At 65.1% G+C, this 25,674-nt stretch carries 22 protein-coding genes; 7 read left to right on the forward strand and 15 right to left on the reverse strand.

Features of this window, described 5'->3' with window-relative positions:
• The first annotated feature begins 118 nt into the window (after positions 1–118).
• Both AACH40_RS18635 and AACH40_RS18640 read left to right on the forward strand, forming a co-directional pair.
• Positions 119–1,879, forward strand: coding sequence for a hypothetical protein (locus tag AACH40_RS18635; RefSeq protein ID WP_338643654.1), 1,761 nt, complete (start codon positions 119–121; stop codon positions 1,877–1,879).
• 116 nt (positions 1,880–1,995) lie between these two features.
• Complete coding sequence (locus AACH40_RS18640) at positions 1,996–4,059, forward strand: TonB-dependent siderophore receptor (RefSeq protein ID WP_338643655.1); 2,064 nt, start codon at positions 1,996–1,998, stop codon at positions 4,057–4,059.
• Between the two features lie 4 nt (positions 4,060–4,063).
• On the opposite strand, the gene AACH40_RS18645 is transcribed toward AACH40_RS18640, so the two are convergent.
• Entirely contained in the window at positions 4,064–4,573 is a 510-nt protein-coding gene (locus AACH40_RS18645) for a (2Fe-2S)-binding protein (RefSeq protein ID WP_338643657.1), read from the reverse strand.
• Positions 4,574–4,620: 47 nt separating this feature from the next.
• Entirely contained in the window at positions 4,621–5,388 is a 768-nt protein-coding gene (locus tag AACH40_RS18650) for a class II aldolase/adducin family protein (protein ID WP_338643658.1), read from the reverse strand.
• A 39-nt stretch (positions 5,389–5,427) separates the two neighbouring features.
• Between AACH40_RS18650 and AACH40_RS18655 the strand changes: the two genes are divergently transcribed.
• On the forward strand, positions 5,428–6,048 hold the full coding sequence (locus AACH40_RS18655) for an SOS response-associated peptidase (protein ID WP_338643659.1): 621 nt from the start codon (positions 5,428–5,430) through the stop codon (positions 6,046–6,048).
• Positions 6,049–6,160: 112 nt separating this feature from the next.
• Positions 6,161–6,778 (forward strand): TonB family protein, encoded by a 618-nt coding sequence (locus AACH40_RS18660; RefSeq protein ID WP_338643660.1) that lies wholly within the window; start codon positions 6,161–6,163, stop codon positions 6,776–6,778.
• 7 nt (positions 6,779–6,785) lie between these two features.
• On the opposite strand, the gene panC is transcribed toward AACH40_RS18660, so the two are convergent.
• On the reverse strand, positions 6,786–7,640 hold the full coding sequence (gene panC / locus AACH40_RS18665) for a pantoate--beta-alanine ligase (RefSeq protein WP_338643661.1): 855 nt from the start codon (positions 7,638–7,640) through the stop codon (positions 6,786–6,788).
• Between the two features lie 129 nt (positions 7,641–7,769).
• On the opposite strand from panC, the gene AACH40_RS18670 reads away from it, so the two are divergent.
• The 3 genes from AACH40_RS18670 to pgmG all read left to right on the forward strand — a co-directional run bounded on the left by AACH40_RS18670 (position 7,770) and on the right by pgmG (position 10,366).
• The gene (locus AACH40_RS18670; protein WP_206069578.1) at positions 7,770–8,594 is read left to right on the forward strand and encodes a division plane positioning ATPase MipZ; all 825 of its coding nucleotides are present in this window, start codon (positions 7,770–7,772) and stop codon (positions 8,592–8,594) included.
• Positions 8,591–8,881 (forward strand): molecular chaperone DnaJ, encoded by a 291-nt coding sequence (locus AACH40_RS18675; protein ID WP_338643662.1) that lies wholly within the window; start codon positions 8,591–8,593, stop codon positions 8,879–8,881. Before AACH40_RS18670 ends, AACH40_RS18675 begins: the two co-directional genes overlap by 4 nt.
• An 81-nt stretch (positions 8,882–8,962) precedes the next feature.
• Positions 8,963–10,366 carry a phosphoglucomutase/phosphomannomutase PgmG gene (gene pgmG / locus AACH40_RS18680; protein WP_338643663.1) on the forward strand — a complete coding sequence of 468 codons (1,404 nt, stop codon included), beginning with the start codon at positions 8,963–8,965 and terminating at the stop codon, positions 10,364–10,366.
• Positions 10,367–10,458: 92 nt separating this feature from the next.
• Here the strand turns inward: pgmG and AACH40_RS18685 are convergent, their stop codons facing one another.
• The 12 genes from AACH40_RS18685 to gyrB all read right to left on the reverse strand — a co-directional run bounded on the left by AACH40_RS18685 (position 10,459) and on the right by gyrB (position 25,611).
• A complete protein-coding gene (locus tag AACH40_RS18685) occupies positions 10,459–11,661 on the reverse strand; it encodes a hypothetical protein (RefSeq protein ID WP_338643664.1) in 1,203 nt (400 codons plus the stop codon).
• A complete protein-coding gene (locus tag AACH40_RS18690) occupies positions 11,661–13,877 on the reverse strand; it encodes a polysaccharide biosynthesis tyrosine autokinase (RefSeq protein WP_338643665.1) in 2,217 nt (738 codons plus the stop codon). The genes AACH40_RS18685 and AACH40_RS18690 overlap by 1 nt, the downstream gene beginning before the upstream one ends.
• Positions 13,878–13,894: 17 nt before the next feature.
• Entirely contained in the window at positions 13,895–14,620 is a 726-nt protein-coding gene (locus AACH40_RS18695) for a polysaccharide biosynthesis/export family protein (protein ID WP_338643667.1), read from the reverse strand.
• A gap of 8 nt (positions 14,621–14,628) precedes the next feature.
• Positions 14,629–15,951, reverse strand: a complete 1,323-nt coding sequence (locus AACH40_RS18700) for an O-antigen ligase family protein (RefSeq protein WP_338643668.1) — start codon at positions 15,949–15,951, stop codon at positions 14,629–14,631.
• A gap of 130 nt (positions 15,952–16,081) precedes the next feature.
• Positions 16,082–16,342 (reverse strand): hypothetical protein, encoded by a 261-nt coding sequence (locus AACH40_RS18705; RefSeq protein ID WP_338643669.1) that lies wholly within the window; start codon positions 16,340–16,342, stop codon positions 16,082–16,084.
• A gap of 193 nt (positions 16,343–16,535) precedes the next feature.
• Positions 16,536–17,957, reverse strand: a complete 1,422-nt coding sequence (locus tag AACH40_RS18710; RefSeq protein ID WP_338643670.1) for a sugar transferase — start codon at positions 17,955–17,957, stop codon at positions 16,536–16,538.
• Between the two features lie 166 nt (positions 17,958–18,123).
• The gene (gene holA, locus AACH40_RS18715; protein ID WP_338643671.1) at positions 18,124–19,146 is read right to left on the reverse strand and encodes a DNA polymerase III subunit delta; all 1,023 of its coding nucleotides are present in this window, start codon (positions 19,144–19,146) and stop codon (positions 18,124–18,126) included.
• Positions 19,143–19,640, reverse strand: coding sequence for an LPS assembly lipoprotein LptE (gene lptE, locus AACH40_RS18720; RefSeq protein WP_338643672.1), 498 nt, complete (start codon positions 19,638–19,640; stop codon positions 19,143–19,145). Before lptE ends, holA begins: the two co-directional genes overlap by 4 nt.
• Positions 19,627–22,149, reverse strand: a complete 2,523-nt coding sequence (gene leuS, locus AACH40_RS18725) for a leucine--tRNA ligase (RefSeq protein ID WP_338643673.1) — start codon at positions 22,147–22,149, stop codon at positions 19,627–19,629. The genes lptE and leuS overlap by 14 nt, the downstream gene beginning before the upstream one ends.
• Before the next feature lie 75 nt (positions 22,150–22,224).
• Positions 22,225–22,659, reverse strand: a complete 435-nt coding sequence (locus tag AACH40_RS18730) for a DUF3576 domain-containing protein (RefSeq protein ID WP_420874064.1) — start codon at positions 22,657–22,659, stop codon at positions 22,225–22,227.
• A 181-nt stretch (positions 22,660–22,840) separates the two neighbouring features.
• Complete coding sequence (locus AACH40_RS18735; protein ID WP_169493704.1) at positions 22,841–23,089, reverse strand: hypothetical protein; 249 nt, start codon at positions 23,087–23,089, stop codon at positions 22,841–22,843.
• Positions 23,089–25,611, reverse strand: a complete 2,523-nt coding sequence (gene gyrB, locus AACH40_RS18740; RefSeq protein ID WP_338643674.1) for a DNA topoisomerase (ATP-hydrolyzing) subunit B — start codon at positions 25,609–25,611, stop codon at positions 23,089–23,091. Before gyrB ends, AACH40_RS18735 begins: the two co-directional genes overlap by 1 nt.
• Positions 25,612–25,674 lie beyond the last annotated feature (63 nt).

Here is a 25,674-nt window from a genome sequence, read left to right on the forward strand (position 1 = left end):
CCTGCACGGACTAACCCCTAGGCGCGCACTACCCCGCCTTTGCCATCGCTGTGGTTGATGCAGCCAACGCCCGGAACATCGGGCGTCGGCAGCAAGACGAACGGGCGCTCGGGACAAGATGGCACGACCACCGCAGACCGCAGGGGAAACCGCAGCGCCTGCGCGCAAGCGCAAGGCGAGGCGTCCCGACCTGCCGCCGGTCCCGCCGCCGCCCGTCCCGCAGGCACCGGTTGCCGACGACCCGCTCGGCGAGCCGGAGCGGTCTGCCGATCCGGTAGATCCGGTAGCGGCCGGATCCATCGATTTCGACGATCTTCTGGGAGATCTGGCCGGTCCGCCAAACGGTGAGACGTCTGCCGAGACGAAGGTCCTTCCACTAGCGGAGATCGAAGAAGCCTTGGCCGATGCCCCGGACGACGAGGTCGCGGGGCTGGAAGCCGAGGCTGAGCCAGCGCTGCCGTCCGAGCCCATCGCCGCGAGCGAGGACGCACCGACCGACCTGCTGGACGATATCCTGAACGAATTGCCCGCACCCGCTCCCGCGCCCGATGAGGATCCGCTCGACGCCATTCTGGGCGAGTTGTCCGCAGCTCCTGCGCCACCATCGGCCGAAGTCGATCCCCTCGATGACATCCTTGGGGCTTTGACGGCGGCGCCCGCTCCTGCGGAAGTTGCGGCCGTCGATCCGCTGGATGACATTCTTGGCGAACTGGCGGCAGCGCCTGCTCCGCCTGCCCCGCTCGAGCCTGTCGAGATCGACCCGCTGGAGGATATCCTCGGCGAATTGCCTTCTGCGCCCGCCCCGGTCGCAGCGGAGGTCGATCCCTTGGACGATATCCTTGGAGAGCTGCCGGCAGGACCCGTTACGCCGGCGGTCGAAGCCGATCCGCTGGATGACATCCTGGGTGAATTGCCGGCTGCTCCTGCCGCCGAAGCCGACCCGCTCGACGATATTCTTGGCGAGCTCGCCCCCGCAAGCGAAAGCGCGGTGGCCGAGGGGGCGGCAGCATCGGCCGAAGCGGTGCCGGCTGCACTGCCTCCCGTTTCGCTCGATGACATGGACGATCTCCTCGGCGAGATGGATGCCTCCGCGCCAGCGGCGGCCGTGGCGCCCGATGGCCCGGATGAGGCCGCGGCCGGCAAGAAGCGTGCGAAGCGCAAGCTGCCCGCCATTTCCGTGCCGCCGCGCGTCCGCCGGCTGGCGCTGGTCGGCACGGGGCTCGTCGCTACGCACGCGCTGGCCTTCTGGCTTGGTTCGCTGTCGCACGTTGCCGCCAATCCGGAAGGGCCGGCGGCCGGGGCCAGTGCCGAGGCCGAAGTGCACGAGCCTCCGGTCGAAGGCATTGCGCGTTTTGCCGGCAAGCCTATCGACGCGAGGATCGACGGCCAGACGATGTTCGAAAGCGAGGAGTTCCGCTCCGCCGTCGACGAACTGGTCGGCGGGCAGGAAGCGGCGAGCGCGATCGAGGAACTGCTCCCGACGATCCGGGCGACCGAGCCGATCGTGCGCAAGGGGGAAACGCTGTCGTTGCGCGGCTGCAATCCTGCGAGCTGCGGGCTCGAGAACCTGACGGTTCATTACGACATCCAGAGCAAGCGGGTCGAAATCTGCACGACACGTCCATCGGGCGATCCGGCGGTGGCGATGTCGACGCTCTACGACGAACAGGGCGCACGCGAGGTCGAGAACTGCGAGGGCTATCCCCATCCTCCCCAGCCCAAGCCAAAGCCCAAGCCGGTGGAGGAGGCCGAGCCCGACAATCCCGCAGACCTAACGTTCAGCGCCAAGGATGCCGACCATGGCTCGATCAGCGATCGCATCCACGCCGAGCTTGAAAAGCTGCGCGAAGGCAAGAAGCGCAAGCGCCGGTACGAGTAGCGGCCTGCCCAAGGGGATAACGCCAAGGCCGGAAAAGCTTTTGCGAGCAATTCGCACTTTCTCTTGCGATTGAGAACGCGTCGCATTAACGGGGCGGCTCGTAAGGGGAACCGTTCATGATCCGCCAGGCTGTCCTGCTCGCAGGCGTTGCTGTTTTGATTCCTTCCGTCTCGCAGGCCGAAGAAGTCGTTGCCGATGACGGCCGCGTCGCCATCGTGGTGACCGGCAAGGCCGACGGTTACCGGCCCGAGGACGCCAACGCGATCAAGACGCCGACTCCGCTGGTCGACGTGCCGCAGAGCGTGGCCGTGCTGACGCGCGAACAGCTCGACGATCAGGGCGTCACGCAACTTGGCGATGCGCTGCGCTACGTGCCGGGAGTCGTTCTGGGGCAGGGCGAAGGGCATCGCGACCAGGTCAACCTGCGCGGCCAGAACACAACGGCCGACTTCTATCTCGACGGCCTGCGCGACGATACGCAGTACTATCGCTCGCTCTACAACATCGAGCGGGTCGAGGTGCTCAAGGGCGCGAACGCGCTGCTGTTCGGGCGCGGCGGGGGCGGCGGCGTGGTCAACCGCGTCAGCAAGACCCCCGCTTTGGACAAGACCATGAGCGCTGCAACCGCCGGGGTGGATACCTTCGGCGCATTCTCCATCGCTGGCGATCTCAACCAGCCACTCGGCAGCAATCTGGGCGCCCGGCTCAACGCGACTTACGAGGAGTTCCGCAACCACCGGCAGGATTTCAGCGGGCGCTTCATCGGCATCAATCCGACGCTGGCCTTTGAACCGGATGCGGATACGCGGGTCGAACTGTCGTACAACTACGACGATGACGATCGCACCACCGACCGGGGCGTGCCTTCGATCAACGGCAAGCCGCTGCAGGGCTACGACGATACCTTTTTCGGCTCGAAAGCGCTCAACGTCGCGCGGGTGAAGGCGCACATTGCGCAAGCCCGGCTCGACCACCAGCTGTCCGACAACATGACCTTCAACGTGATCGGCCAGTACAGCCACACCGACAAGTATTACGGCAACCTCTTCGCCAACACCGCGGTCAACCCGGCGACCAACACGCTGACCCTGTCCGGCTATTCCAGCGCGACGGTCCGGGACAGCTGGATCGGGCAGACCAATCTCGTCTGGGAAGGGCGCACCGGTCCGGTGGGACATACCCTGCTCGCCGGATTCGAGGTCTCGAGCCAGGACACTTCGGGTTTGCGGATCGATCCCGTGTTTCCGGGCGGGGCGAGCGTTGTCCTGGCCAAGCGCCTGACGATCCCCGTGGCGACGTTCACCGGCACCGCGCGCGCGACCTACAGCAAGGTCGATACCTGGTCGGCCTACCTGCAGGACCAGATCGAGCTGGCGCCCTTCCTCCAGATCGTCGGCGGCATCCGCTATGACGAATTCAGGATAGAGGGTGCGGTCAACGGCGCCGGCGCGCGCCGCACCGACAGGAAATGGTCGCCGCGTGCGGGCGTGATCCTGAAGCCGCGCCGGAACATGTCGATCTATGCCAGCTTCACGCGCAGTTTCCTGCCGCAGTCGGGCGACCAGTTCGGCTCGCTCGATGCAACGCAGGCAACGCTCGATCCCGAGCAGTTCGAGAACATCGAAGCGGGGCTGAAGTGGGACATCCACACCAACCTTGCCTTCACCGCCGCGATCTATCGCCTGACGCGCGACAATTCGCGCTTCAACAATCCGGTGACCGGCCTTGCCGAATTGTCCGGACGGACGCGCGCGCAGGGCGTGGAATTCTCGCTGGCGGGTCGCATCCTGCCCGATTGGCAGGCAAGCCTTGGCCTCGCCTGGCAGGAAGGCGAAGTGCGCTCGGCCACCGCGTCAGCGCCGGCCGGTCGCACGCTCAGCCAGTTGCCGCACCTGCAGGCCTCGGCCTGGACGCGCTATGACGTTACCAGGCGCCTCGGGCTGGGACTGGGCGTGACGCATCAATCGTCGATGTTCACCACGATCAGCAACACCGTGCGGTTGCCGGCGTGGACGCGGGTCGATGCAGCGGTGTTCTATGAACTGAACGACCGGCTGTCGTTGCAGCTGAATTTTGAGAACCTGTTCGACACCGACTATTTCCCCTCGGCGCACACCGACAACAACATTACCACCGGCAAGCCGATCAACGCGCGTCTGACCGTCCGCGCAAAGTTCTGACCGGTCAGAGGCCGGGGGTTGTCGCGGTCTGCGGTGCGGAGAGCGGCACGCCCCGCTCTTCGCCGCGAAGGATGCGCCCGGCGCGCTGGATCGCCTGTGTGATGCGGGGATAGGTGCCGCAGCGGCAGATGTTGGTCACGGCTGCGGCGATATCGGCATCGGTCGGATTGGCGTTGCGCGCCAGCAGCGCCGCTGCCGTCATCACCAGCCCCGGCGTGCAGAAGCCGCACTGGATCGCCTGTTCCGACACCAGCGCCTGCTGCACCGGGTGGCTGCGATCGGGTGAAAGTCCCTCGATCGTGGTCACGCTGCGCCCTTCCGCCTCGCCCAGCGAAAGGGTGCAGCTCGGCATCGCCTGTCCATCGATGATCACCGTACAGGCGCCGCATTCGCCGCTGCCGCAGCCATACTTGGTGCCGGTGAGGTTTGCGGCATCGCGCAGCGCCCACAGCAAGGGGGTATCCGGTTCGAGCCGGAACTCCATCGGCTGGTTGTTGACGGTGAGCTGCGCCATCCCCTGCCTCTAGCGCAAGGGCAGGGGCTTGGGAATCCGCGCGGGCGTCAGTCGCGCCAGCTGCGATCGATGCGGTCGATCCGGCGGACCCAGGCGGCAAAGTCGGTCTCGCCCGGGCGGGTGCCCGGCACCTGAACTTCGCGAAGATCGCGCTGATGCACGGCGATGACCTCGTCCGGCACCACGATCGGCTTTGCTCCGGTCGAGAGCACCGCCAGCTGGATTTCGCAGGCGCGCTGCAGGCTCCACTGCTGGACGAACATCTGCTGGAGCGACGGGGCGAGCACCACCGGGCCGTGGTTGCGTAGCATCAGGATGCGCTTGTCACCCAGGTTCTTCAGCAGCCGTTCGCCCTCTTCGGCGCGCACGGTGACGCCTTCGAAATCGTGGTAGGCGAGCTGGCCGATGAAGTTGCAGGCGTAGAAGTTGATCGGCATCAGCCCTTCCTCGAGGCTGCACACCGCCATCGTCGCCGTGGTGTGCACGTGCGCGATCGCATGGGCCCAAGGCAGGTGCCGGTGGAAATAGGCGTGCTGGGTGAAGCCTGCCTTGTTCACCGGATACTTCGAGGCGCCGATGTTGTTGCCGTCGATGTCGATCTTGACGAGATTCGAGGCGGTGACTTCGGAATAGAGCAGGCCGAACGGGTTGATCAGGAACGCGTTGTCTTCCCCTGGCACCTTCAGCGAAATGTGGTTGTAGATCGATTCGGACCAGCCGAGATGGTCGTAGATACGATAGCACGCGGCCAACTCCTGCCGGGCTTGCCATTCGGCATCGGAACATTCGATGTTGGGGCGAAGGCTGGTGGCCATGGCTCTCTCCGGCGTGATCTGTTCTGGGGTCTGGTTTCGATGTGCAACTTGTATCGCATGACCAGCAACGCGCAAGCCATCGCCGCGCTGTTCGGCGCCGATGTTGGCGGTCGCAACGTGCCTGCCTTTCACGAGATCTATCCGGGGCACGAAGCGCCCGTTCTGATCGGAGCAGAGGACACGCGGCTGGAGATGATGCAGTGGGGCTGGCCGCCGTTCGGGCAGGTGAAGCGGCCGATCACTAATGTGCGCAACCTGGCTTCGCCGATGTGGCGCGCAGCGCTTGCCGATTCCGTGCGGCGGTGCCTCGTTCCGGTGACCGAATTCTCCGAATGGTCGGCAGAGCCCGATCCTGCCACCGGGCGCAAGATGAAGCACTGGTTCGCGCTGCGCGATCAGCCGCTGTTCGCCTTTGCCGGGGTGTGGCGACCGACGGCAGACGGGCCGCGCTTTGCCTTCCTGACCTGCGCTGCGAACCGCATCGTGGGCGCGGTCCATCCCAAGGCCATGCCTGTCATCCTGCGCCCGGGCGAGGAGGCAAGGCGCTGGCTGTCGACCGATGCGCAGGGCGCTTGGGCAATGCAGCGCAGCCTTGCCGACGACCTGATGCACGAAGTCGCGATCGACGATCCCCCTTCCGCGCAGGGCCTGCTGTTGTGAGTTCTTGAAACAGATTTGACATCGAAATGTAACAAATTGCCCGTGAAGCCGCGCGGGACTACCGTCGCATCCCGGACATCGCACCGGGCAAGATGCCAGTGAAGAGGATGCCATGGTCCCACTTTTCCTGCTTGCGGCCGCCGCGGCGGTTTCCGCGCCAGTCGGCGTTGCCGACCCCGACATTCCGGGCATGGTGACGGCGCTGGAGTATTCGCCCGAAGCGCGCGCGGCGGGCCGATCCACCGCCGCCACGATCGAAATCCGCGTCGACCCGACGGGTCGGCCACAGGACTGCAAGGTGGTCTCGGCGCTCGGCGATGCGCATCTTGCCCGCGATGTGTGCAAGATCGCTTCGAGCAAACGCTACAACCCGGCCAGGCTGCGCGATGGCACGCCCGCGTTCGCCGTGGTCACCACGCTTGTCCGGCTCTATGTCCCCGGTCCCGCGACGCAGGACATAGCGGCCGCGCGGCTGCAGCCGGTTGCCGAGGTCAAGGTCGTCCAGTTGCGCGGGAATGCCGCCAGCGAAGACGTCACCTTGGTCACGACGGTCGATCCGTCGGGCAAGGTCATCGAATGCGGCCCCAAGCTGGAGGAGCAGCGCAGTCTGGCCGAGGCGATCTGCACGCACACCGACCTGTTCCATCCCGCCATCGTGAAGGACGAGAACGGCAAGCCGATGCCTTACATAGCCGAAAGCCTGGTACGGGCCTGGGCGACGAAGAACTGAAGCGGGCTCAGGCGAGCGCCATGTTGTCGATCAGGCGGGCGGAGCCGATCCGTGCCGCCACCAGCAGTCGCGCATCGCGCCCGTCGTAGGCGGTCAGTTCCTCAAGCGTTGCTGCATCGCGCAAGTCGGCATAGTCGATCGACTTGAAACCGCTCGCCAGGACATCGTCCTTCAGCGCCGCGAGCGCCGAAGCAATGGAAGAGCCGCCGACGATGCTGGCAATCGCCTTGCGCATGGCGCGATTGAGTCCCGCTGCCTGTTCCCGCTCCTGGGCCGAAAGGTACTGGTTGCGGCTGCTCATGGCGAGGCCGTCGGCTTCGCGCACCGTCGGCACGCCGATGATCCGGTCGACGTGCGGCTGGCTGAGATCGAGATCGCGCGCCATGCGGCGGATGATCGCCAACTGCTGCCAGTCCTTTTCGCCGAACAGCGCGAAATCGGGACGGACCTGGTTGAACAGCTTGCACACCACGGTAGCGACGCCGTCGAAGTGCCCGGGCCGCGCCGCACCGCACAGGACGGCGTCCAGTCCGGACACGGAAATGTTGGTCGCGTAACCTTGCGGATACATGACATCCACGGTCGGCGCCCAAAGCAGGTCGACCCCTTCCGCTTCGAGCAGGGCGGCATCGGCGGCGAGCCGGCGCGGGTAGGCGTCAAGATCCTCGTTGGGCCCGAACTGGCGCGGATTGACGAAGATCGAAACCGTGACGTGGTCCGCCAGCTTCTTCGCCTCGCGCACCAAAGTCAGGTGGCCTTCGTGCAGGGCGCCCATCGTCGGCACGAATGCGAGGGTTTTTCCCCCGTTTCGAAGCGCATCGACGGCTTCTCGCAGGGCTTCTAGCCGATTGTTGATTTGCACGAGCGCGGGCTCTCCTTTAATCCCCTGACAGGGCTTTGCGGTTGCGGGGTGCACCCCTAATCGCATGGCTCTGCCGGCAGCAAGCCCGGCCATCGACAGATCAAACGTTTAGCAGAGAGAGCCGCAACCTTGTCAAACGGACCGCACCGCATCGTCTTTGCCAACGAAAAGGGCGGGACGGGCAAGTCGACCACGGCGGTCCATGTGGCGGTCGCGCTGGCCTACCAGGGGGCGCGGGTCGCAACGATCGATCTCGATGCGCGGCAGCGGACGATGCATCGGTATTTCGAGAACCGCGCCGAGACCATGAAGCGGCGCAACATCGCTCTGCCCAGCGCCAGCTTTGGCGTCTACGGGCACGACAGCGCGGCAGGGCTCGACGATCTGACCGCGCAGTTGAGCGACGGGCACGACTTTATCGTCTTCGACACCCCGGGCCGCGACGATCCGCTGGCGCGCCATGTCGCGACGCAGGCCGACACGCTGGTCACCCCGCTGAACGACAGCTTCGTCGATTTCGACCTGATCGGTCAGGTCGATGCCGAGACGTTCAAGGTCCGCCGGCTGTCGTTCTACGCCGAACTCATCTGGGAAGCGCGCAAGAAGCGCGCGATGGCCACCATTCAGGATGCCCGGCGCGAGATGGATTGGGTCGTCGTGCGCAACCGCACCGGCTATACCGAAGCGCGCAACCAGCGCCGCATCGACCAGGCGCTGACCGAGCTGTCCAAGCGCGTGGGCTTCCGCGTCGCGAGCGGCCTATCCGAGCGCGTGATCTATCGCGAGCTGTTTCCGAGCGGGCTGACGCTGCTCGACAAGGGGCACCTCGGCGAGCTCGGCACCAGCCACCTCGTCGCGCGGCAGGAACTGCGCACGCTGGTCGCAGGGCTCAACCTGCCGATGCCTTCGTCCGCTGCGCAGCCAGTGCAGGCGGAACTCGACGGGGTTGCATGATCAAGCTGTTGTGGATCGCTTTCATTGTCAGCGTCGTCGTCAAGATGCTGGCAGGCAAGTGGCCTTGGGAACTCGTGGGCGGCAGCGCTCGTTCGGAAGGTGAGCAACGCGCTCGCAATCTTCTGGGGGTAGCCGCGGCAGCCAGTCGCGAAGACATAATCGATGCCCATCGCCGCCTGATCGCCAGGGTCCACCCGGACCGGGGCGGGACGTCGGAAGCCGTGCACGAAGCAAATGCCGCGCGGGATCTCCTGCTCGGTCGCCTGGGAGAGCGAAGCAAGGGGTGAGAGCCCGTTGCGCCAGAGCAATATTCACGCCCGCGCCGGCTCCTCGGCGCGGGTTGTCGACCAAGAGGGGACAAGTCCTTCATGACTCACAAGTTCCACCCCACTGTCCTGCGGGAATACGACATTCGCGGGATTATCGGCGAAACGCTCGGGCCAGATGATGCTCGCGCGATCGGACGGGGATTCGGCACCAGGATCGCGCGTGCCGGTGGCAAGCGCGTTGCGGTCGGCTACGACGGTCGGGTCAGTTCGCCGATCCTTGAGCATGCGCTGGTCGAAGGGCTCAACGCGAGCGGCGTCGACGTGGTGCGCGTTGGCATGGGGCCGACGCCGATGCTGTACTACGCTGCAGCGTCACTTGATCAGGTGGATGGCGGCATCCAGATAACCGGCAGCCATAATCCCGCCAACTACAATGGCTTCAAGATGGTATTTGAGGGGCGTCCGTTCTTCGGGCCAGATATCCTCGACCTCGGCACCCTGGCCGAGACCGGGGACTGGACTTCCGGAAACGGGACGCACGAGACGCTCGATATCATGGACGAATATGTCGAGCGGCTGCTGAAAGGGCTCGACGGCATCGACGGCGCGATGCTCGACAGGCTGTCGATCGCATGGGACTGCGGAAACGGCGCTGCCGGACCCGTGGTCGAAAAGCTCACCGCGCGCCTGCCGGGCAAGCACACCCTGTTGTTCACCGAAGTGGATGGCAACTTTCCCAATCATCATCCGGACCCGACCGAAGAGAAGAACCTTCTCGATCTCAAGAAGGCTGTCGCGGATGGTCAGCTCGACTTCGGAGTGGCTTTCGATGGCGATGGTGACCGCATCGGTGCGATCGACGGGGAAGGCCGGATCATCTGGGGTGACCAGCTACTGATGATCTATGCCGAGGACCTGCTGGCGATGGAGCCTGGGTCCACGATTATCGCGGATGTAAAGGCCAGCCGCGCGCTGTTCGACAGGGTGGCCGAACTGGGCGGCAAGCCGCTGATGTGGAAGACCGGCCACTCGCTCATCAAGTCCAAAATGAAGGAGACTGGCAGCCCGCTCGCTGGCGAGATGAGCGGCCATGTGTTCTTCGCCCACCAGTACTACGGCTTCGACGATGCTCTCTATGCCGCCATCCGCCTGATCGCTGCTTCTGCCCGACTCGGCAGATCGGTGACAGAGCTGCGCGGCGCGATGCCGGCGATGATCAACACGCCCGAATTGCGGTTCCAGGTGGATGAGAGCCGCAAATTCGCGGTGATCGACGAGGTAAAGGCCCGGCTCGAAGCGGAGGGTGCCGACGTCAACGCTACCGACGGCGCCCGCGTCAACACCCCCGACGGATGGTGGCTGCTGCGCGCGTCGAACACGCAGGATGTGCTCGTGGCCCGCGCCGAAAGCTACTCGCAGGACGGGCTCGATCGCCTGATGGGCATGATCGACGCACAACTCGCAGCATCCGGGCTCGAGCGCGGTCCGCAAGCGGGGCACTGATCGCACCTGCCGTCGCCCGGCACTGACCAGGCGACGGCAGCCTCAGCGTGCGGGGGTCTGGTTCGCGGCGCAATCGCGGGGAACGCGAAGGATCAGGGCTTAGCCGCGCCCAGGGGAGACATGGCAACGCCTGTGAGACGGGCGACGCCATCGCCGGGCGCAAGGCCGAACGACAGCCAGGGCGCGTCACAGCTGCCATCGCTTTCCAGGACCGCACTGCGCAATCCGTTGGGGCCTGCCTCACCAGTCTGCCACTCGACGCCATGGCCACAATCGAGGCCTGCCACGATCCGGGTGGTTGGCGCGCCGCTCTCGCTCAACGCCGTCCATGTGACCCGATATCGGCCCGCCGGAAGCAGCAGCATCTGTCGGACGAAGACTGTCGGCATCGCCACCTTGCCGTCGACGGCAAGGGCGCGTTGACCAGGCCGCTGCCCCGGCTCCGGAAACACCGAAATGTTGCCGTTGCCAACGAACGTCCATGACAGCGAGGAACGCGTTTGCGAGACTTCGGCCTGCTGGAAGTCTCCGTCGTAGATCATGGCCTTGCCCGCACCGGGACAGTGGGCGATCCACACATCGTGCGCGCCGCGCGGATTGCCGAGCGCAATCTCGCGCTGGACGAAAGGCGAGACATCCACACAGCCGAGCTTGCGGCCCTGGTTCGCGACGTCGAGGAGCACCGCTCGGCGCAGGTCGAGCACGGGCGGGGGGACCTCCCAAACGTCGGTCGTGTAGGGATCAAGCCAGTTGGGTCGCTCGACAAGGCGATCGGCGAGGGCCTTGCGCCCGTCCTCGGTCTGTTCGAGCGGATCGAGCAGCTTGCGGTTGGAAAGAAGGCTGGGGGTTTGCCGCAGGAGCGCGTCTAGCCGCACGGCAGGGTTCGGATAGTCCTCTACCGCGAGCGATGTCTGCATCCAGTACAGCTGGGTGAGCGGGATGCGCCAGCCCATCTGTGCGGCCACCCGAAATACGCGGTCCGCCCCCGCAGCGTCGTTGGCGCCCAGCAGCGCGGCACCGAGCACGGCGGTGCTGCCCGGCTCGATCGGTGTGCGCTCGACCGCCTTTTCGGCCAGGGCGCGGGCTCTTGCGGCGTCGCCGATCGACTGGACGGTGGTCGCCTTGTTGCGGAGAGACTGGGCCTGAATGGCCGTGGGCAGCATTCCCGCCAGCACCGGATCGAGCGCGCCCGCCCGGTCCAGTCCGCTGGCAAGCGCCAGCGCCGCATAGGCAATCGCCGAGACGGCGACCAGCAAGGTCCCTGCAGGACGCCGCCGTTCGCCCCCGACGGACATCAGGCGTCAGCCTTCCCCGAGCTTCCGTACTGGTAGTAATCGTAGCCGTAGTAGTCGGTGTAGTACTGGTTGCCTGCCTTGGTGGCTTCGAACTTGGTCAGAACGGCACCAAGGATGATTGGACGCATCGCCCGCAGGCGGCGGATGGCGCCACGAAGCGAGCCGCGGCGATTGCGGTTGGCTTCGACCACGAAGACGACGCCATCGACCAAGGCCGAAATCAGCGGAGCGTCCGCAAGCCCCAGGATCGGCGGGGAGTCGACGATCACGGTGTCGTAGTGGCGGGCGCCCTCGGTCAGCAGTTCCTCGATGCGGTGCGAGGAAAGCAGCTCGGTCGGGCTCGGCGGGACCGGACCCGACGGCAGGACCGACAGGTTCAGCTGGCCCGTCTGCACCGCGATGCTGGTGAGTTCGGCATGCGAGGTCAGCAGGGTCGAAAGCCCGGCCTCGTTCGGAACGTCGACGCGGCGATGGATCGAAGGGCGACGCATGTCGGCATCGATCAGCAGCACCGTGCGACCCATGCGGGCGAAACCGGTGGCGATGGCAAGGCTGGTGGTGGTCTTGCCTTCGGCAGGCTGCGCGCTGGTCACCTGGATGATCTTCGGCAGGCCTTCGCTCGTCGAATACATCAGCGAGCTGCGGAGCGAGTTGTAGGCTTCGGTCACCGCCGACTTGGGGTCGGCCAGGGCCGCATCCGGATCGTCGTCGCGTGCACCCGGAATGACGCCGAGCAGCGGCATGTCGAGCTTGGGCTCGACATCGTCCGGTACGCGGATCGAGTCGTTGAACTGTTCGCGGACGAGGACGTAGATGCCTGCGGCGACGAAGCCGGCAATCAGGCCAATCAGCAGGTTGCGAAGCAGCTTCGGCGATGACGGGCCGCTGGGCGCTTGGGCTTCGTCCACGATAGAGATGTTGGACAGGCTGACGCCCGCGGTGGCGTTCAGCTTCTTGTAGCGTTCGAGAAGGCCGTCGTAGACCTGCCGGTTGGTATCGGCGTCGCGCGACAGAAGCCCGTACTGCACCGTGCGATCCTGCTCGGCGAGCGTGTCGCCCTTGAGCGAGGCCACCTGGCTCATCAGCTGCTGCTCGGCCTGCTTCGCGGCCTCGTAGTCCGATCGGACCGAGTTCTTGATGTTGTTGGCTGTGATCTGGATCTGGTCGTTGAGCGACTTGAGCTGCGAACGCTTGGCAAGGACAGCCGGATAATCATCGAGGTGGCGGCTCTGCTCTTCCTTGAGCGACGCTTCGACTTCGGCCTTTGCGGTCACCAGCTGGTTGATCGTCGGGCTGGTCAGCACCTCGTTGCTCGACAGCAGCGGCACCGAGCTGATGGCGCGCCAGCGGCCTTCGGCAGCAATCCGCTTGGCCGTGGCGTCGTTTGCTGCGGTGTTGAGCTGCAGCAGGCTCGAGGTGGTCACCGAGTTGCTGCCGTTCGAATTGTCCTTTTCACTCCCGTTGCTCGCGCTGCGTGGAATGATCAGGCCATTGCTGCGGGCATAGGCGTTGAGGGCGCGCTCGGAATCCTCGACCTTCTGCTTGGCGAGCTGCAGCTGTTCGCCCAGGAAATTGCGCGCGTAGGACGAACTGTCGAACTTACGCTGCAGGTTCGACTGGATGTATTCGTCGACATAGGCGTTGGCGATCTTCGCCGCGAGCGCCGGATCAGCGCTGGTGAACTCGATCGTCACGATGCGCGAATCGCGCGGCAGCTGGACGTTGAGGCCGGTGCGCAGAAGCGAGGCCGCCATGGCCTGCGCATTGGCAAGCGACGTACCTTCGGCGGGCGGCTTGGAATCCTGCGCCGCGAAGAACGCGGGGTTGCCGGCAAGGTTCAGGCGCTGCGCAACACGCAGGGCCAGGCTGCGGCTCGAAATGACTTCGGTTTGGGTCTTGAGGAAACGGTCCGTGTCGTAGCCAGCGACAACCGGTTCGTCCTGCATGTCCTCTTCACTGAACACCCGGCTCGAGTTGTCATTGATCTGGATCCGCGCGCCGGCCGTGTACTTCGGCGTGGTGAGCAGCGTCACCACCACGGTCAGAGCCAGCACGACGCCGACGATCACCCCGATGCCGAACAGGTTGCGTCGGGCAACCGCCAGCATGAAGCGCAAGTCGAAGCTCGGACGCCCCAGCCCCTCGCCGAAAAGTTCAGATCCGGCTGCGGATCTTTGAGAGGCGAAACCGGCAAACGCGGTGTTTGTGTCGGACAAGGCTGCGGTCTTTCGGGTCAGTTGAGGACGTTGTTGTTCAACAGGACGAAAACGTTGAGGAGCGGCGCTGCGGTCAGGATGTCACGCCATACGCCGCGGGTGCTCGAATACCCGACGACGACCATGTCGCCCGCAAGCACGCGCGGGTCGGGCGCATTGCCAGCGCGAATCTGGCGGATGTCGAAGCGGGCACCCATGTGCTGCCCGTTGACGGTGCGGAAGATCATCACCTCGTCGAGCTTGGCGACGTTATTCGGGCTCTTCGCGCGCGCCATCGCGGTCAGCAGGGTGGTATCCGGGCCAGCCTCGAATACACCCGGTTCGCGGACTTCGCCTTCAACCGAATACGTGTTGCGGGTGGTTTCGATCACGATCACCGACACGTCGGGATGGCGGATGTACTTTGCGGCCAGCTTGTCGATGATATCTGCACGAAGCTGCCTGGGCGACTTGCCTGCGGCGGTGACTTCGCCTGCCAGCGGGACCTGCACGAAGCCGTTGGCGTCGACGAAATACTGGTCGGACGTAAGCTCCGGCTCGCCGATGACCCGGATCGCCAGGCGATCGCCGGGCTGCAGAACCTCGGTCACCGACGTGTCCGAGTTACGATCACCGATAGCCTGATAGGCGGCCGCACCCACGGGCAAATGGTTCTGCACTCCGCTGGAACATCCAGCCAGCGCCACTGCCGAAAAACCGATGAGAAATGTGCTGCGAAGATGGCGCATTGTGATGGGTTCCACGAAATAATTCATTCGGGCTTCCGCTCCGGTGCAGGCAGCAGCAGAGCAACCATAATGGCGATCAGGCTGGCCATCGACATCGAACGAAAGGGATAGTCCACGATAGAGTGCAGTGCAACAATGGTCATTGCTGCAATCGCGCACGAGATTTGTGCACGGGAAAATGGCTGATGCTTCCGCCATTCTTTCCAAGCAATTACAATGAGATATAGTGAAATTACCAGCATCGCGAGCGGGCCGGCGATGCCGCTCTCCATGGTGTATTCGAGATATTCGTTGTGCGCACGGTTGGGCAACCGCGTATCGACGACTTCGAGCCGTTCCGCAGCAAACATGATCGGAACGAAGGTGCCGATCCCTGTTCCGAAGGGGAAGGATTCGTTAATGGCATAGCGTGTGTCGCGCCAAAGCTCGGGACGCGTCTCGTCATCGGTAGAGAAGCGGGACACGACCTTGACGATGCTGCCGTTGGCGGATTGCGCAACCACCAGGCCCGCGCCCGCCAGTATGATCAGCGCGCCCAGTCCGGCAAGAAGCGGGCGTCGCGACGAACCCTGGACCTGAAGAAAGGCGATGATTGCCGCAGCCGGAACGGCAATCAGGAGCAGTACGACGCCGGACCGCGATCCGGTCATGAACACGCCCGTGGCAATCATGATCGACAGGACAGCAGAAGCGGTAAGGATCACCACCGGGCTGCGCGGCCGGCTCCGACCCTCGTTCCACAGTCGCAGCGCAGTTACGCCGGCGAGCAGCCCGACCAGAAGGACATCGGCGGTGGTGTTGCGGTTCGCCTGGAAGCCGGTGAGGACGACATCGGACCGATCCCAGAAAAGCAGCACGCCGGCCCTGACTTGCAGGAGGCCCACGAACAGCGTCAAAAGGCCGATCGCACCGACCACCGCGACCATCAAGGCGCGGTCGCGCCGGCGCATGCTGGCGACCATGACCAGCAGCAGCAGCGGCGGAATACTGGCGAGGAGGGATGCAAGCGTCCGGTCAGGTGCCATCGAAATGGAACGCCAGCTGTTTTCGGCCCCAACCAGCTTCAGCGCTTCGATTTCGGGTGCGCGGCCGGGGAGCGCCTGCCACACCGACGGCGGCAGGGGGACCAGCTGGACCAGCGGGACCAAAAGGAAAAGCGCTGCAATCACCAGCGCAGGCAGCGAGATCTTCGCGTTGCGGCGCAGCATCTGGATGCCCCAGAACGCCGCAATTCCTGCGCCGATCAGTTGCACGGCCAGTTCCAGCAAAGGCGAGGGGGTGCCGCCGCCACCTAGCAGAGTGGAGACGATCAGTAGAAGGATAGCAGATAGGACAACGGGATCCATGCGTCGAAGTCTGTCTTTCCTGGCTCAGGTTCCGGGGGAAAATTAGACATGCAATGGAATTAAGAAACCCCCTCCGAAACGAAGGGGGTTCCCTATGTTCTGCTATGAGACAAAACGACCGTCTGGCCTATCAGCCCGGGCTGTCGTTGCCGCTGTCTGACAGCGCAATGCCGCCAACGACCAGCGTCCCGACAGCAGCCGCGGCGATGATCGCCGTGTCTTCGCCGGCAGCGCTGCGCTTGCCGCGAACGGCAGCGACGGTACGCTTGGGTGCCTTCTTTCCAACGGCAGGAACGGCATCACCCGAACGGGTAGTGGCCGCCTGGGCGGTGCCGGACAGACAGAGCGCAAGCGCGGTGCCCATCAGTGCAATCTTGTTCAGCTTGGTCACTGCAACCTCCAGATTCGGCGTACGCAGAAACCGCTAACCCAAGATTACTCCATTTTCAACCTTTTTCGCAGGCGCGCAAGGACGACTGTGCAGATGCACAAAAGCGCCGGAGTCGGAAAATCAGGGGAATTTTCCATAGGTAGGTGCACTCTTCGCATCTGCACAGTCTGTCGCATCTAGCTAACAGCTCGTCCTAAAATGCGCGGTCGTGAACCAGTACGGTGATCGTCGCCACCATGATTCGCAGGTCCCGCCAGACGGTCCAGCCGTCGAGGTATTCCAGATCGGCCTGAAGCCTGTCGGAAAGATCCTGCTCCGAATCAGTAGCGCCACGCAGCCCGCGGATCTGGGCAAGGCCGGTAAGGCCGGGCTTGAGCGAGTGGCGCAGCAGGTAACGGGAATCGACTTCCCAGAAACGCTTCGATCCGGCGAGCGATCCGATGGCATGCGGACGTGGGCCGACAATGCTCATGTCGCCGCGCAGGACGTTGAGAAGCTGGGGCAGCTCGTCGATGCTGGTGCTGCGGATGAACCGGCCGATCCGCGTGATGCGATCATCGTCCTTGCTGGCCGAGCGTGTTCCCGAAGCATCCAGCCTTTCCACGCGCATCGATCGGAACTTGTAGATCCAGAACAGACGGTTGTTGCGGCCCTGGCGCTGCTGCAGGAAAAACACCGGGCCGCGGTCCTCAAGCTTGATCAGCGCGGCGACGATGATCAGCAACGGCGCAAGGAAAATCAGTGCCGCGCCGGCGATGGAGATGTCCATCAGGCGCTTGGCCGCCCGGTTGCGCAGGCCGAGCGGTCCGGTCGATACGATCAACGCGCCGAAACCCTGCCCGCGGCGCGCGCCCAGCACGCCAAGGCTGGTGACCTCTGGTTCGATGATCTCGCCGCAGATGTTGGACCCCTTGAACACCAAGGCCCAGTCCATGCGGCGTTCGGGTGGACAACTCACCAATACGCGGTCCATGTTCGCCATGAACATGCCGAGGCGATCGAGCATGTGCGGATCCTGCCGGTTGGGCGAGAGCCGGTGCTCGGCCGTATCGATGTGCCATGCATGCGGCACCCGCACCGGCATCCCGCCATCGTCAAGAACCAGCACGTTCTCTGCCGTGGCCCCGCAGCGCATGCGGAACAGGGGCTTGAGCAGGACGCGCACCCACATGAGCAGCGCCGCGCTGACCACGATGCCGAACCCTGTCGTGATGCGCGAGAAATCGCCGCTCGACTTGGCGAAGAAGGCCACGAACAGGCTGAGCGTAAAGGCCGCAAGGAGCGCCAGGAGTGCTCGCTTCTGCGCGGTCCGCAGCGAGATGAGCGCATTTGCAGAATAGGTCTGCAGGCTCAGCGCGGCGGTCCAGTACACCGGAAGCATGATCGCCCATTGCCGGACGGTGCCGTCCTCCGATGTTGTTCCAAGATAGAGGTAAGCGGTGAGCAGCAGCCCGATCGTCAGGGCGAGCCCGTCACAAACGATCAGCAGCAGGTAACTCTGGAGGCGGCGGCGCTCCAGCGAAGGCGCAAGCGGCAGTTTGAGGCGCTGGGACGCGGCGGAGCCGGCGCTGGTGGCGCCCGATCGTCCGGCCATGTCCTTCTCAAGGGTCGCCATCGGTCCATCGTCTCCGAGCGTATCTTCGCCGTATCGATCTGCGGATGCCAGCGCAGGACTGCAGCACGGTTCGTGTTTCGAGCTTTGCTGCGGCGCAATACGTACAGTATCGCAGCCCATAAGCAAGACGCGGCACTGCGGCCGTTGTCCCGCCACGGTGCGGTCTTTAGCGGGCGGCGGCGCGGGTGATCTCGGTAAGGCCTTGAATCAGAAGTAGATTGGCGTTCCGGCTGTCGGCCAGCAACGCCGCGTGAAGGGCGGCGATGCGCGCGACAAGCCGTTCCAATCGCGGTCCGCGCCAGCGCTTCAGCTGGTTCAAGATGTCGCCCTTGTCGCGGAAAAAGATCCGTCGCGCGCCTGTCTCCTCCTCGACGAAGGCGACGATGTCGGTCCGGTTGCCGAGCCTTCCTGCCAGCGCGGCAAGCTGCGCGGCACGCCGCTCGAACGCCAGCAGCAGCCCGACCGCGTTCATCTCGAGATCGCGGAAGCGCGCCAGCTCAGCCGTCAGCCTGGCGGTATTGCCGCCGAGCACCGCGTTGACGAGACCCGACATACCGTCGTCTTCGCTTTCCGCGCAGACTGCATCGAGCGCGCCGGAGTCGGCGCTGCGCGGCGCATGGGGGCTAGCATCAAGGTAGAGCGCCAGCTTCTCGATTTCGCTGCGCGCCATGCGCGTGTCGAGCGCGGTGGAGCGGGCGATCCTTTCGGCAAGGTCCGACGTCAGCCGCACCCCTGCGGCATCGGCCCATTGACGGATGGACCCCGCGACCGAACGCAACTCGGGCGGATGGAACATCACCACCAGCGAATCGCCGCGATCGGCAAGCAGTTTGGCAACGCGCGACTTGTCGCTGGCGGAGGTTGCCACGATCAGCACAGGCCATCCGTCGACCGGACTGGCGAGCAGCGTTTCCACTGCGTCGTAAACCTCGTCGCCGGCGCTGCGCACGTGGATCTGGCGTCGATCGCCGAACAGAGACGTCGATCGCGCCTCGTCCGCCAGCCGCACCGGGTCACGGCGCAGTTCGGATCCTGCGAGCTCGACCTTTTCAGCCGCCGGCAGCAGGGCGGCGATGCGCGTTGCGGCATCGCTGGCGCCGGCTTCGTCCGGTCCGCAGAAATAGAATAGCCTGCAATCGCGCGCGGCGCGCTCGGCAAGGCCCGCGAAAGTCTTCTGCGTTGCCTTCACGACCTCGCGCGCAGGCGAACGGCGACCCGCGTCACGATCTGATCGGCGATTTCGTGGCTCAGGTTCTCGAGCGCTGTCTGCTCGGCCGCGATCACCGCATATTCGTTCTGGACCACATCGAGCCCCGCATCAGCCGTTGCCGTGGCATCGAGCAGGATCTTGCCGTTCGCGGTATCGACCAGCTGGTAGCGCGCGCGCAGGATGCGGCGCTCGCGCGTGATGGCATCGTTCCCGACAAGGCCCAGGCCCTGCAGCCGCTCATCGAGCCGCACGTCGAGCCGGTAGCGCGGCGATTCGACGCGACCTGCGCCCAGGCGATCGACCAGCGCGTTGCGCACCAGCCAGCCCGACTTGCCCTCGATCGAGGAAACCTCGACCGCAGAGACCGCGCGCGCCGTCTCGCCACTGCCGCCGCCAGCGTACATCGGCGAAAGCCCGCAAGCCGCAAGGGCAAGCGGCAGGGTCAGGGCAAGGAGTGCCTTACGCAACGACATTTACCAGCCGATCCGGCACCACGATCACCTTCTTCACGTCTGCCCCGTCAAGCGCACGCTGCACCTTGTCGGAGGCGAGGGCAAGCCGCTCGAGCTCTTCTCTGGGCAGTCCCTTGGCGACGGTCAGCGTGTCGCGGAGCTTGCCCTTGACCTGCACCGCGACGGTCACCTCGTCATCGATCAGCAGGGCCGGGTCGACCTCGGGCCAGGCCGCATCGGCCACGAGCCCGCTGCCGAACGCATTCCATGCTTCTTCGGCCAGATGCGGCATCATCGGTGCGACGAGCAGCAGCAGCGACCGGATTGCGGCGGAACGGCTGCCCGATGGCTGCGCCTTCTCGGTCGCGCCGGTCAGTTCGTAGATCCGCGCCACGGCCTTGTTGAAGCCCAGTGCCTCGATATCGGAGGCGACCGCATGCACCGTCTGGTGGACCTTGCGGTCCAGCGCCTTGTCCTCGCCGGCGGCAGAAGCGTCGTACTGTGCAAAAAGGCGCCACAGACGTTGCACGAAGCGCGCGCAGCCCTCGATCCCGGCTTCGGACCAAGGCAGGTCGCGTTCGGGCGGGCTGTCCGAAAGCATGAACCAGCGGATCGCGTCGGCACCGTACTTTGCGACGATCTCGTCCGGGTCCACGACGTTCTTCTTGGACTTGGACATCTTGATCACGCGGCCGACCTCGACAGGAGCGCCGTCCGCCTTCAGGGTCGCGCCCTCACCGCTGCGCTCGACTTCGCCGGGGCTGAAGAAGATCGGCTGGCCGTTCTCGGGATTGCGACGCTCGTAGGTCTCGTGCGTCACCATGCCTTGCGTGAACAGGCTGGCGAAGGGCTCGGTCACCTCGACCTTGCCGATGCGGGCCAGCGCACGCGTCCAGAACCGGGCGTAAAGCAGATGCAGGATCGCATGCTCGATCCCGCCGATATACTGCTCCACCGGCAGCCAGCGCTTGATCTCTTCCGGATCGAACGGGCGATCTTCGGGCTGGCTGGCAAAGCGCAGGAAATACCACGAACTGTCGACGAAGGTGTCGAGCGTATCGGTCTCGCGCCGCGCGGGATGGCCGCACTGCGGGCAGTCGACGTGCTTCCACGTGGGGTGGCGGTTCAGCGGGTTGCCGGGCACGTCGAAGCTGACGTCGTCGGGCAGCACCACCGGCAGGTGCTTCTTGGGCACCGGCACCACGCCGCAGATCTCGCAGTGGATGAACGGGATCGGCGTTCCCCAGTACCGCTGGCGCGAAACGCCCCAGTCGCGCAGGCGCCACACCGTCTTGCCTTCGCCCCAGCCTTCGTCCTGCGCGCGAGCGATCACGGCGGCCTTGGCATCGGCCACGCTCATGCCATCGAGGAAGCCCGAATTGACGAGCACGCCGTCGCCTGCCTCGGCTTCACCCGCAAAGGGCTTGTCGGCGTCGGCGGGGTCGGACGCCACCACGCGCAGGATGGGCAGCGCATACTTGGTGGCGAAGTCGAAGTCGCGCTGGTCGTGCCCCGGCACGGCCATGATCGCGCCGGTGCCGTACTCCATCAGCACGAAGTTGGCGATGTAGACGGGAAGGTCCGCCCCGGTGAACGGATGCTTTGCCGTGATGCCGGTATCGAAGCCCAGCTTCTCGGCGGTTTCCAGCTCGGCCGCGGTGGTGCCGCCCTTCTTGCACAGGGCGATGAAGTCCTGCGCGTCGGACGACCGCGCGGCGACGCCCTGCGCGATCGGATGGTCGGCCGCGACCGCCACGAAGCTCGCGCCGAAGATCGTGTCGGGACGCGTGGTATAGACCTCGACGCTGCCACCGTCCGACAGGTCGAAGCGGAACTGCAGCCCCTGGCTCTTGCCGATCCAGTTTTCCTGCATCGTGCGGACCTTCTCGGGCCACTTGTCGAGCGTGGAGAGGCCTTCGAGCAGTTCGTCGGCGAAGTCGGTGATCTTGAGGAACCACTGGTTCAGCTTGCGCTTTTCGACCACCGCGCCCGAACGCCAGCCGCGCCCGTCGATCACCTGCTCGTTGGCGAGCACGGTCATGTCGACCGGGTCCCAGTTGACCGTCGATTCTTTACGGTAGACCAGGCCAGCGGCATAGAGATCGAGGAACAGCGCCTGTTCGTGGCCGTAGTATTCGGGCTCGCAGGTTGCAATTTCGCGGCTCCAGTCGAGCGCGAAGCCCAGGCGCTTCAACTGCGCCTTCATGTTGGCGATGTTGTCGCGGGTCCAGCCGCCGGGGTGGACGCCCTTTTCCATGGCGGCGTTCTCGGCCGGCATGCCGAACGCGTCCCAGCCCATCGGGTGCAGCACTTCATGGCCCTGCATGCGCTTGTAGCGCGCGAGCACGTCGCCCATCGTGTAGTTGCGCACGTGGCCGATGTGGATGCGCCCCGACGGATAGGGGAACATCTCGAGCACGTAGCTGCGCGGCTTGGTGCTGGAATCGTCGGCACGGAAGGACTGGGCCTCGTCCCAGGCCTTCTGCCAGCGGATATCGGCGACGGACGGATCGAAACGCTCTGCGGTCATGGAGCGTCCCTCTATTCACCGCAGGGGCGCGGCGCAACCATCGGCAGCGACGCGCTTGTCAGCGATGGGCTATTATCAGCCCTTGATTGTCTGGCGACGCAAGTCGCGCGCCTTCGTAAGGATGATGTCTTCCAGCTTCTGCACGGTCGCGGCCTGGACCGGCGCATCGACCCAGTTGCCGGCCTGCGCCACCTGGCGGCTCGCCGCAACGCGGATGGCATCGGCACGCAGGTCCTGGTCGAGGATCGAGACGGTCACCTTGACGCGCTCACCCGGGTTCTGCGGGTTCGCGTACCAGTCGGTAACGATGACGCCGCCGTTGCTGTCGGTCTGGAGCAGCGGCATGAACGACAGCGTTTCGAGGCTGGCGCGCCACAGGTAGGCGTTCACGCCGATCGTGGTCACCTTGCTCGCGGCAAGATCGGTACGCGGGCGTTCCTTGTGGCCGCACGCAGACAGCACCAGCGCAAGCGCGCCCACGGCAATCAACTTCGCGGGTCTGGCGGTCATGGCGCTCATCGTATCGTCGATCCTGTCCTTGCGAGCGCCGGACAAGCCCGCGCGCCCAATATGCCACAACGCAGTGCGGCGGAATTGCCCTGCGCCTCTATCACCCCGGCAAGCCGCGCGGCAAGCGCAGAAGCACGGGCGCTTTCAAGTGCCTCATTGCCGTGAATGGCCCCTGAACGCGTCAATTCGTCTCGCGGGCCAGTCGTTCTGCCAGCTCCGCGATCTCTGGCGGATCAAGCAGCCAGGTGCGCGTCTTGCGACCGACGCGATGCACCGGCACGGTCAGCAGCACGCGCGCGTTTTCCTTGGCGTGCGGCTTGTAGAGCGAGAAGTGCAGGGCACATTCGCGGATCGTGCCGATGATCGGGGTGCGTCCTTCCAGGTCGATCATCGTCGCCGGCTGGTCCCAGGGAATATCCGCCGTCGACATCAGACGTCCAGGTTCGCCACGTTGAGCGCGTTTTCCTGGATGAAATCGCGACGCGGCTCGACCACGTCGCCCATGAGGCGCGTCAGGATCTCGTCGGTCACGTCGGCGTCCTCGATCTTGACCTGCAGCAGCGAGCGGTTGTTGGGATCGAGCGTCGTTTCCCACAGCTGCTCGGCGTTCATTTCGCCCAGCCCCTTGTAGCGCTGGATCGACAGGCCCTTTCGGCCGCCGGCGAACACGGCATCGATCAACTGCGAAGGCCGGGTGATGTCGCCTTCCTTGGCGGCGGCGCGCGGGGCGGAAAGTGCGGCCTCCTCGGCTTCGCCCTCGCCGGCCTGCGGCGCTTCGACCGGCTCGGCTTCGACTTGCGCGGTCAGACGGACGAGCCGCGCGCTCTGCGCATAGACATCGGCGTTCTCGGCGGCGAGCTTGGCCAGCTTGCGCGCTTCGGCACTGGTCAGGAACCCGGCTTCGATCATGTGATGGTCGGTCACCCCCCGCCACAGGCGCTGGATGTGATAGCCGCCTTCCTCGCCGAGTTCGGCCTGCCACTTCGCTTCGGGATCGCCGCGATCGAGCCAGGCGGCGGTGCGGGCGAGTGCCGCGGTGCGGCCTGCGGCGTCGAGATCGGGATCGAGCGCGCCCGACAGCGCCAGCGCCTCGATGATGTCGGTGTTGTAGCGGCGCGGCACGAAGCCCATGAGGTTGCGCAGTCGCAGCGCATGCTCGACCAGGTCTTCGAGATCCTTGCCGCTGCGCGCGCCGCCTGCCGATTCGAGCATCCGGCCCGCCGTGCCCGCCTCGACCAGATAGCGGTCGAGCGCGGCGTTGTCCTTGAGGTAGACCTCGCTGCGGCCCTTGGCCACCTTGTAGAGCGGCGGCTGGGCGATGAACAGGTGTCCGTTCCTGATCAGTTCGGGCAGCTGGCGGTGGAAGAACGTCAGCAGCAGGGTGCGGATGTGTGCGCCGTCGACGTCGGCGTCGGTCATGATGACGATCTTGTGGTAGCGCAGCTTGTCGAGATTGAACTCGTCGCGGATGCCGGTGCCCATCGCCTGGATCAGCGTGCCGACTTCCTTGGACGAGATGATCCGGTCGAAGCGCGCGCGCTCGACGTTGAGGATCTTGCCCTTGAGCGGCAGGATCGCCTGATAGTGGCGGTCGCGGCCCTGCTTGGCGCTGCCGCCTGCCGAGTCACCCTCGACCAGGAACAGTTCGCACTTGCTGGGGTCGCGCTCCTGGCAGTCGGCCAGCTTGCCGGGCAGGCTGGCGATATCCATCGCGCCCTTGCGCCGGGTCAGTTCGCGCGCGCGCTTGGCCGCCTCGCGCGCGGCGGCGGCGTCGATGATCTTCTGGATGACCGATTTGGCGTAGGCGGGATTTTCCTCCAGCCATTCGGTCATCTTGTCGCCCATCAGGCTTTCGAGCGGCTGGCGCACTTCCGAGCTGACCAGCTTGTCCTTGGTCTGCGAAGAGAACTTGGGATCGGGCAGCTTGACCGAAACGATCGCGGTCAGCCCTTCGCGCATGTCGTCACCGGTTAGGGTGACCTTCTCCTTCTTCAGCATGCCCGACTTCTCGGCATAGCCGTTGAGCGTGCGGGTCAGTGCGGCGCGGAACGCGGCGAGGTGGGTGCCGCCGTCACGCTGTGGGATGTTGTTGGTGAAGCACAGCACGTTCTCGTAGTAGCTGTCGTTCCATTCGAGCGCGACGTCGATGCCGATGCCGTCGCGCTGCGCCGAGATGGCGATCGGATCGGGCAGCAGCGCCACCTTGTTGCGATCGAGGTACTTCACGAAGGCCGCGATGCCGCCCTCGTAGAACAGGTCGTGCTCTTTGACTTCCTCGCCGCGCTTGTCGCGCAGCAGGATGCGCACGCCCGAATTGAGGAAGGCGAGCTCGCGGTAGCGATGCTCGAGCTTGTCGAAATCGTAGACGGTGACGTTCTTGAACGTCTCGTCCGAGGCGAGGAAGGTCACGCGCGTGCCCTTCTTGCCTTCCGGCGCAGGGCCCCGCACTTCGAGAGGCGCAACGGCATCGCCGTGCGCGAACTTCATCCAGTGCTCCTGCCCGTCGCGCCAGATCGTCAGTTCCAGCCATTCGGACAGCGCGTTGACCACCGAAACGCCCACGCCGTGCAAGCCGCCCGATACCTTGTAGGCGTTGTCGTCGCTGGTGTTCTCGAACTTTCCGCCGGCGTGGAGCTGGGTCATGATGACCTCGGCCGCCGAAACGCCTTCTTCCGGGTGGATGCCGGTGGGAATGCCGCGGCCGTTGTCCTCGACCGAGACCGATCCGTCCGGGTTCAGTTCGATCAGCACCAGGTCGCAGTGCCCGGCCAGCGCCTCGTCGATCGCGTTGTCCGATACTTCGAACACCATGTGATGCAGACCCGACCCGTCGTCGGTGTCGCCGATGTACATGCCGGGACGCTTGCGCACGGCGTCGAGACCCTTGAGAACCTTGATCGAGTCCGCGCCATAGGAATTGGCGTTGGGGATGTTTTCGTTGGTACTGGCCATACCTTGCACATAGGCATTCGGGCGCGAAATCCCAAGCGAATCCGGCCCGTTTTGCACAGGGTC

It is taken from the genome of Novosphingobium olei, assembly GCF_037076535.1.
Classification (GTDB): domain Bacteria; phylum Pseudomonadota; class Alphaproteobacteria; order Sphingomonadales; family Sphingomonadaceae; genus Novosphingobium; species Novosphingobium olei.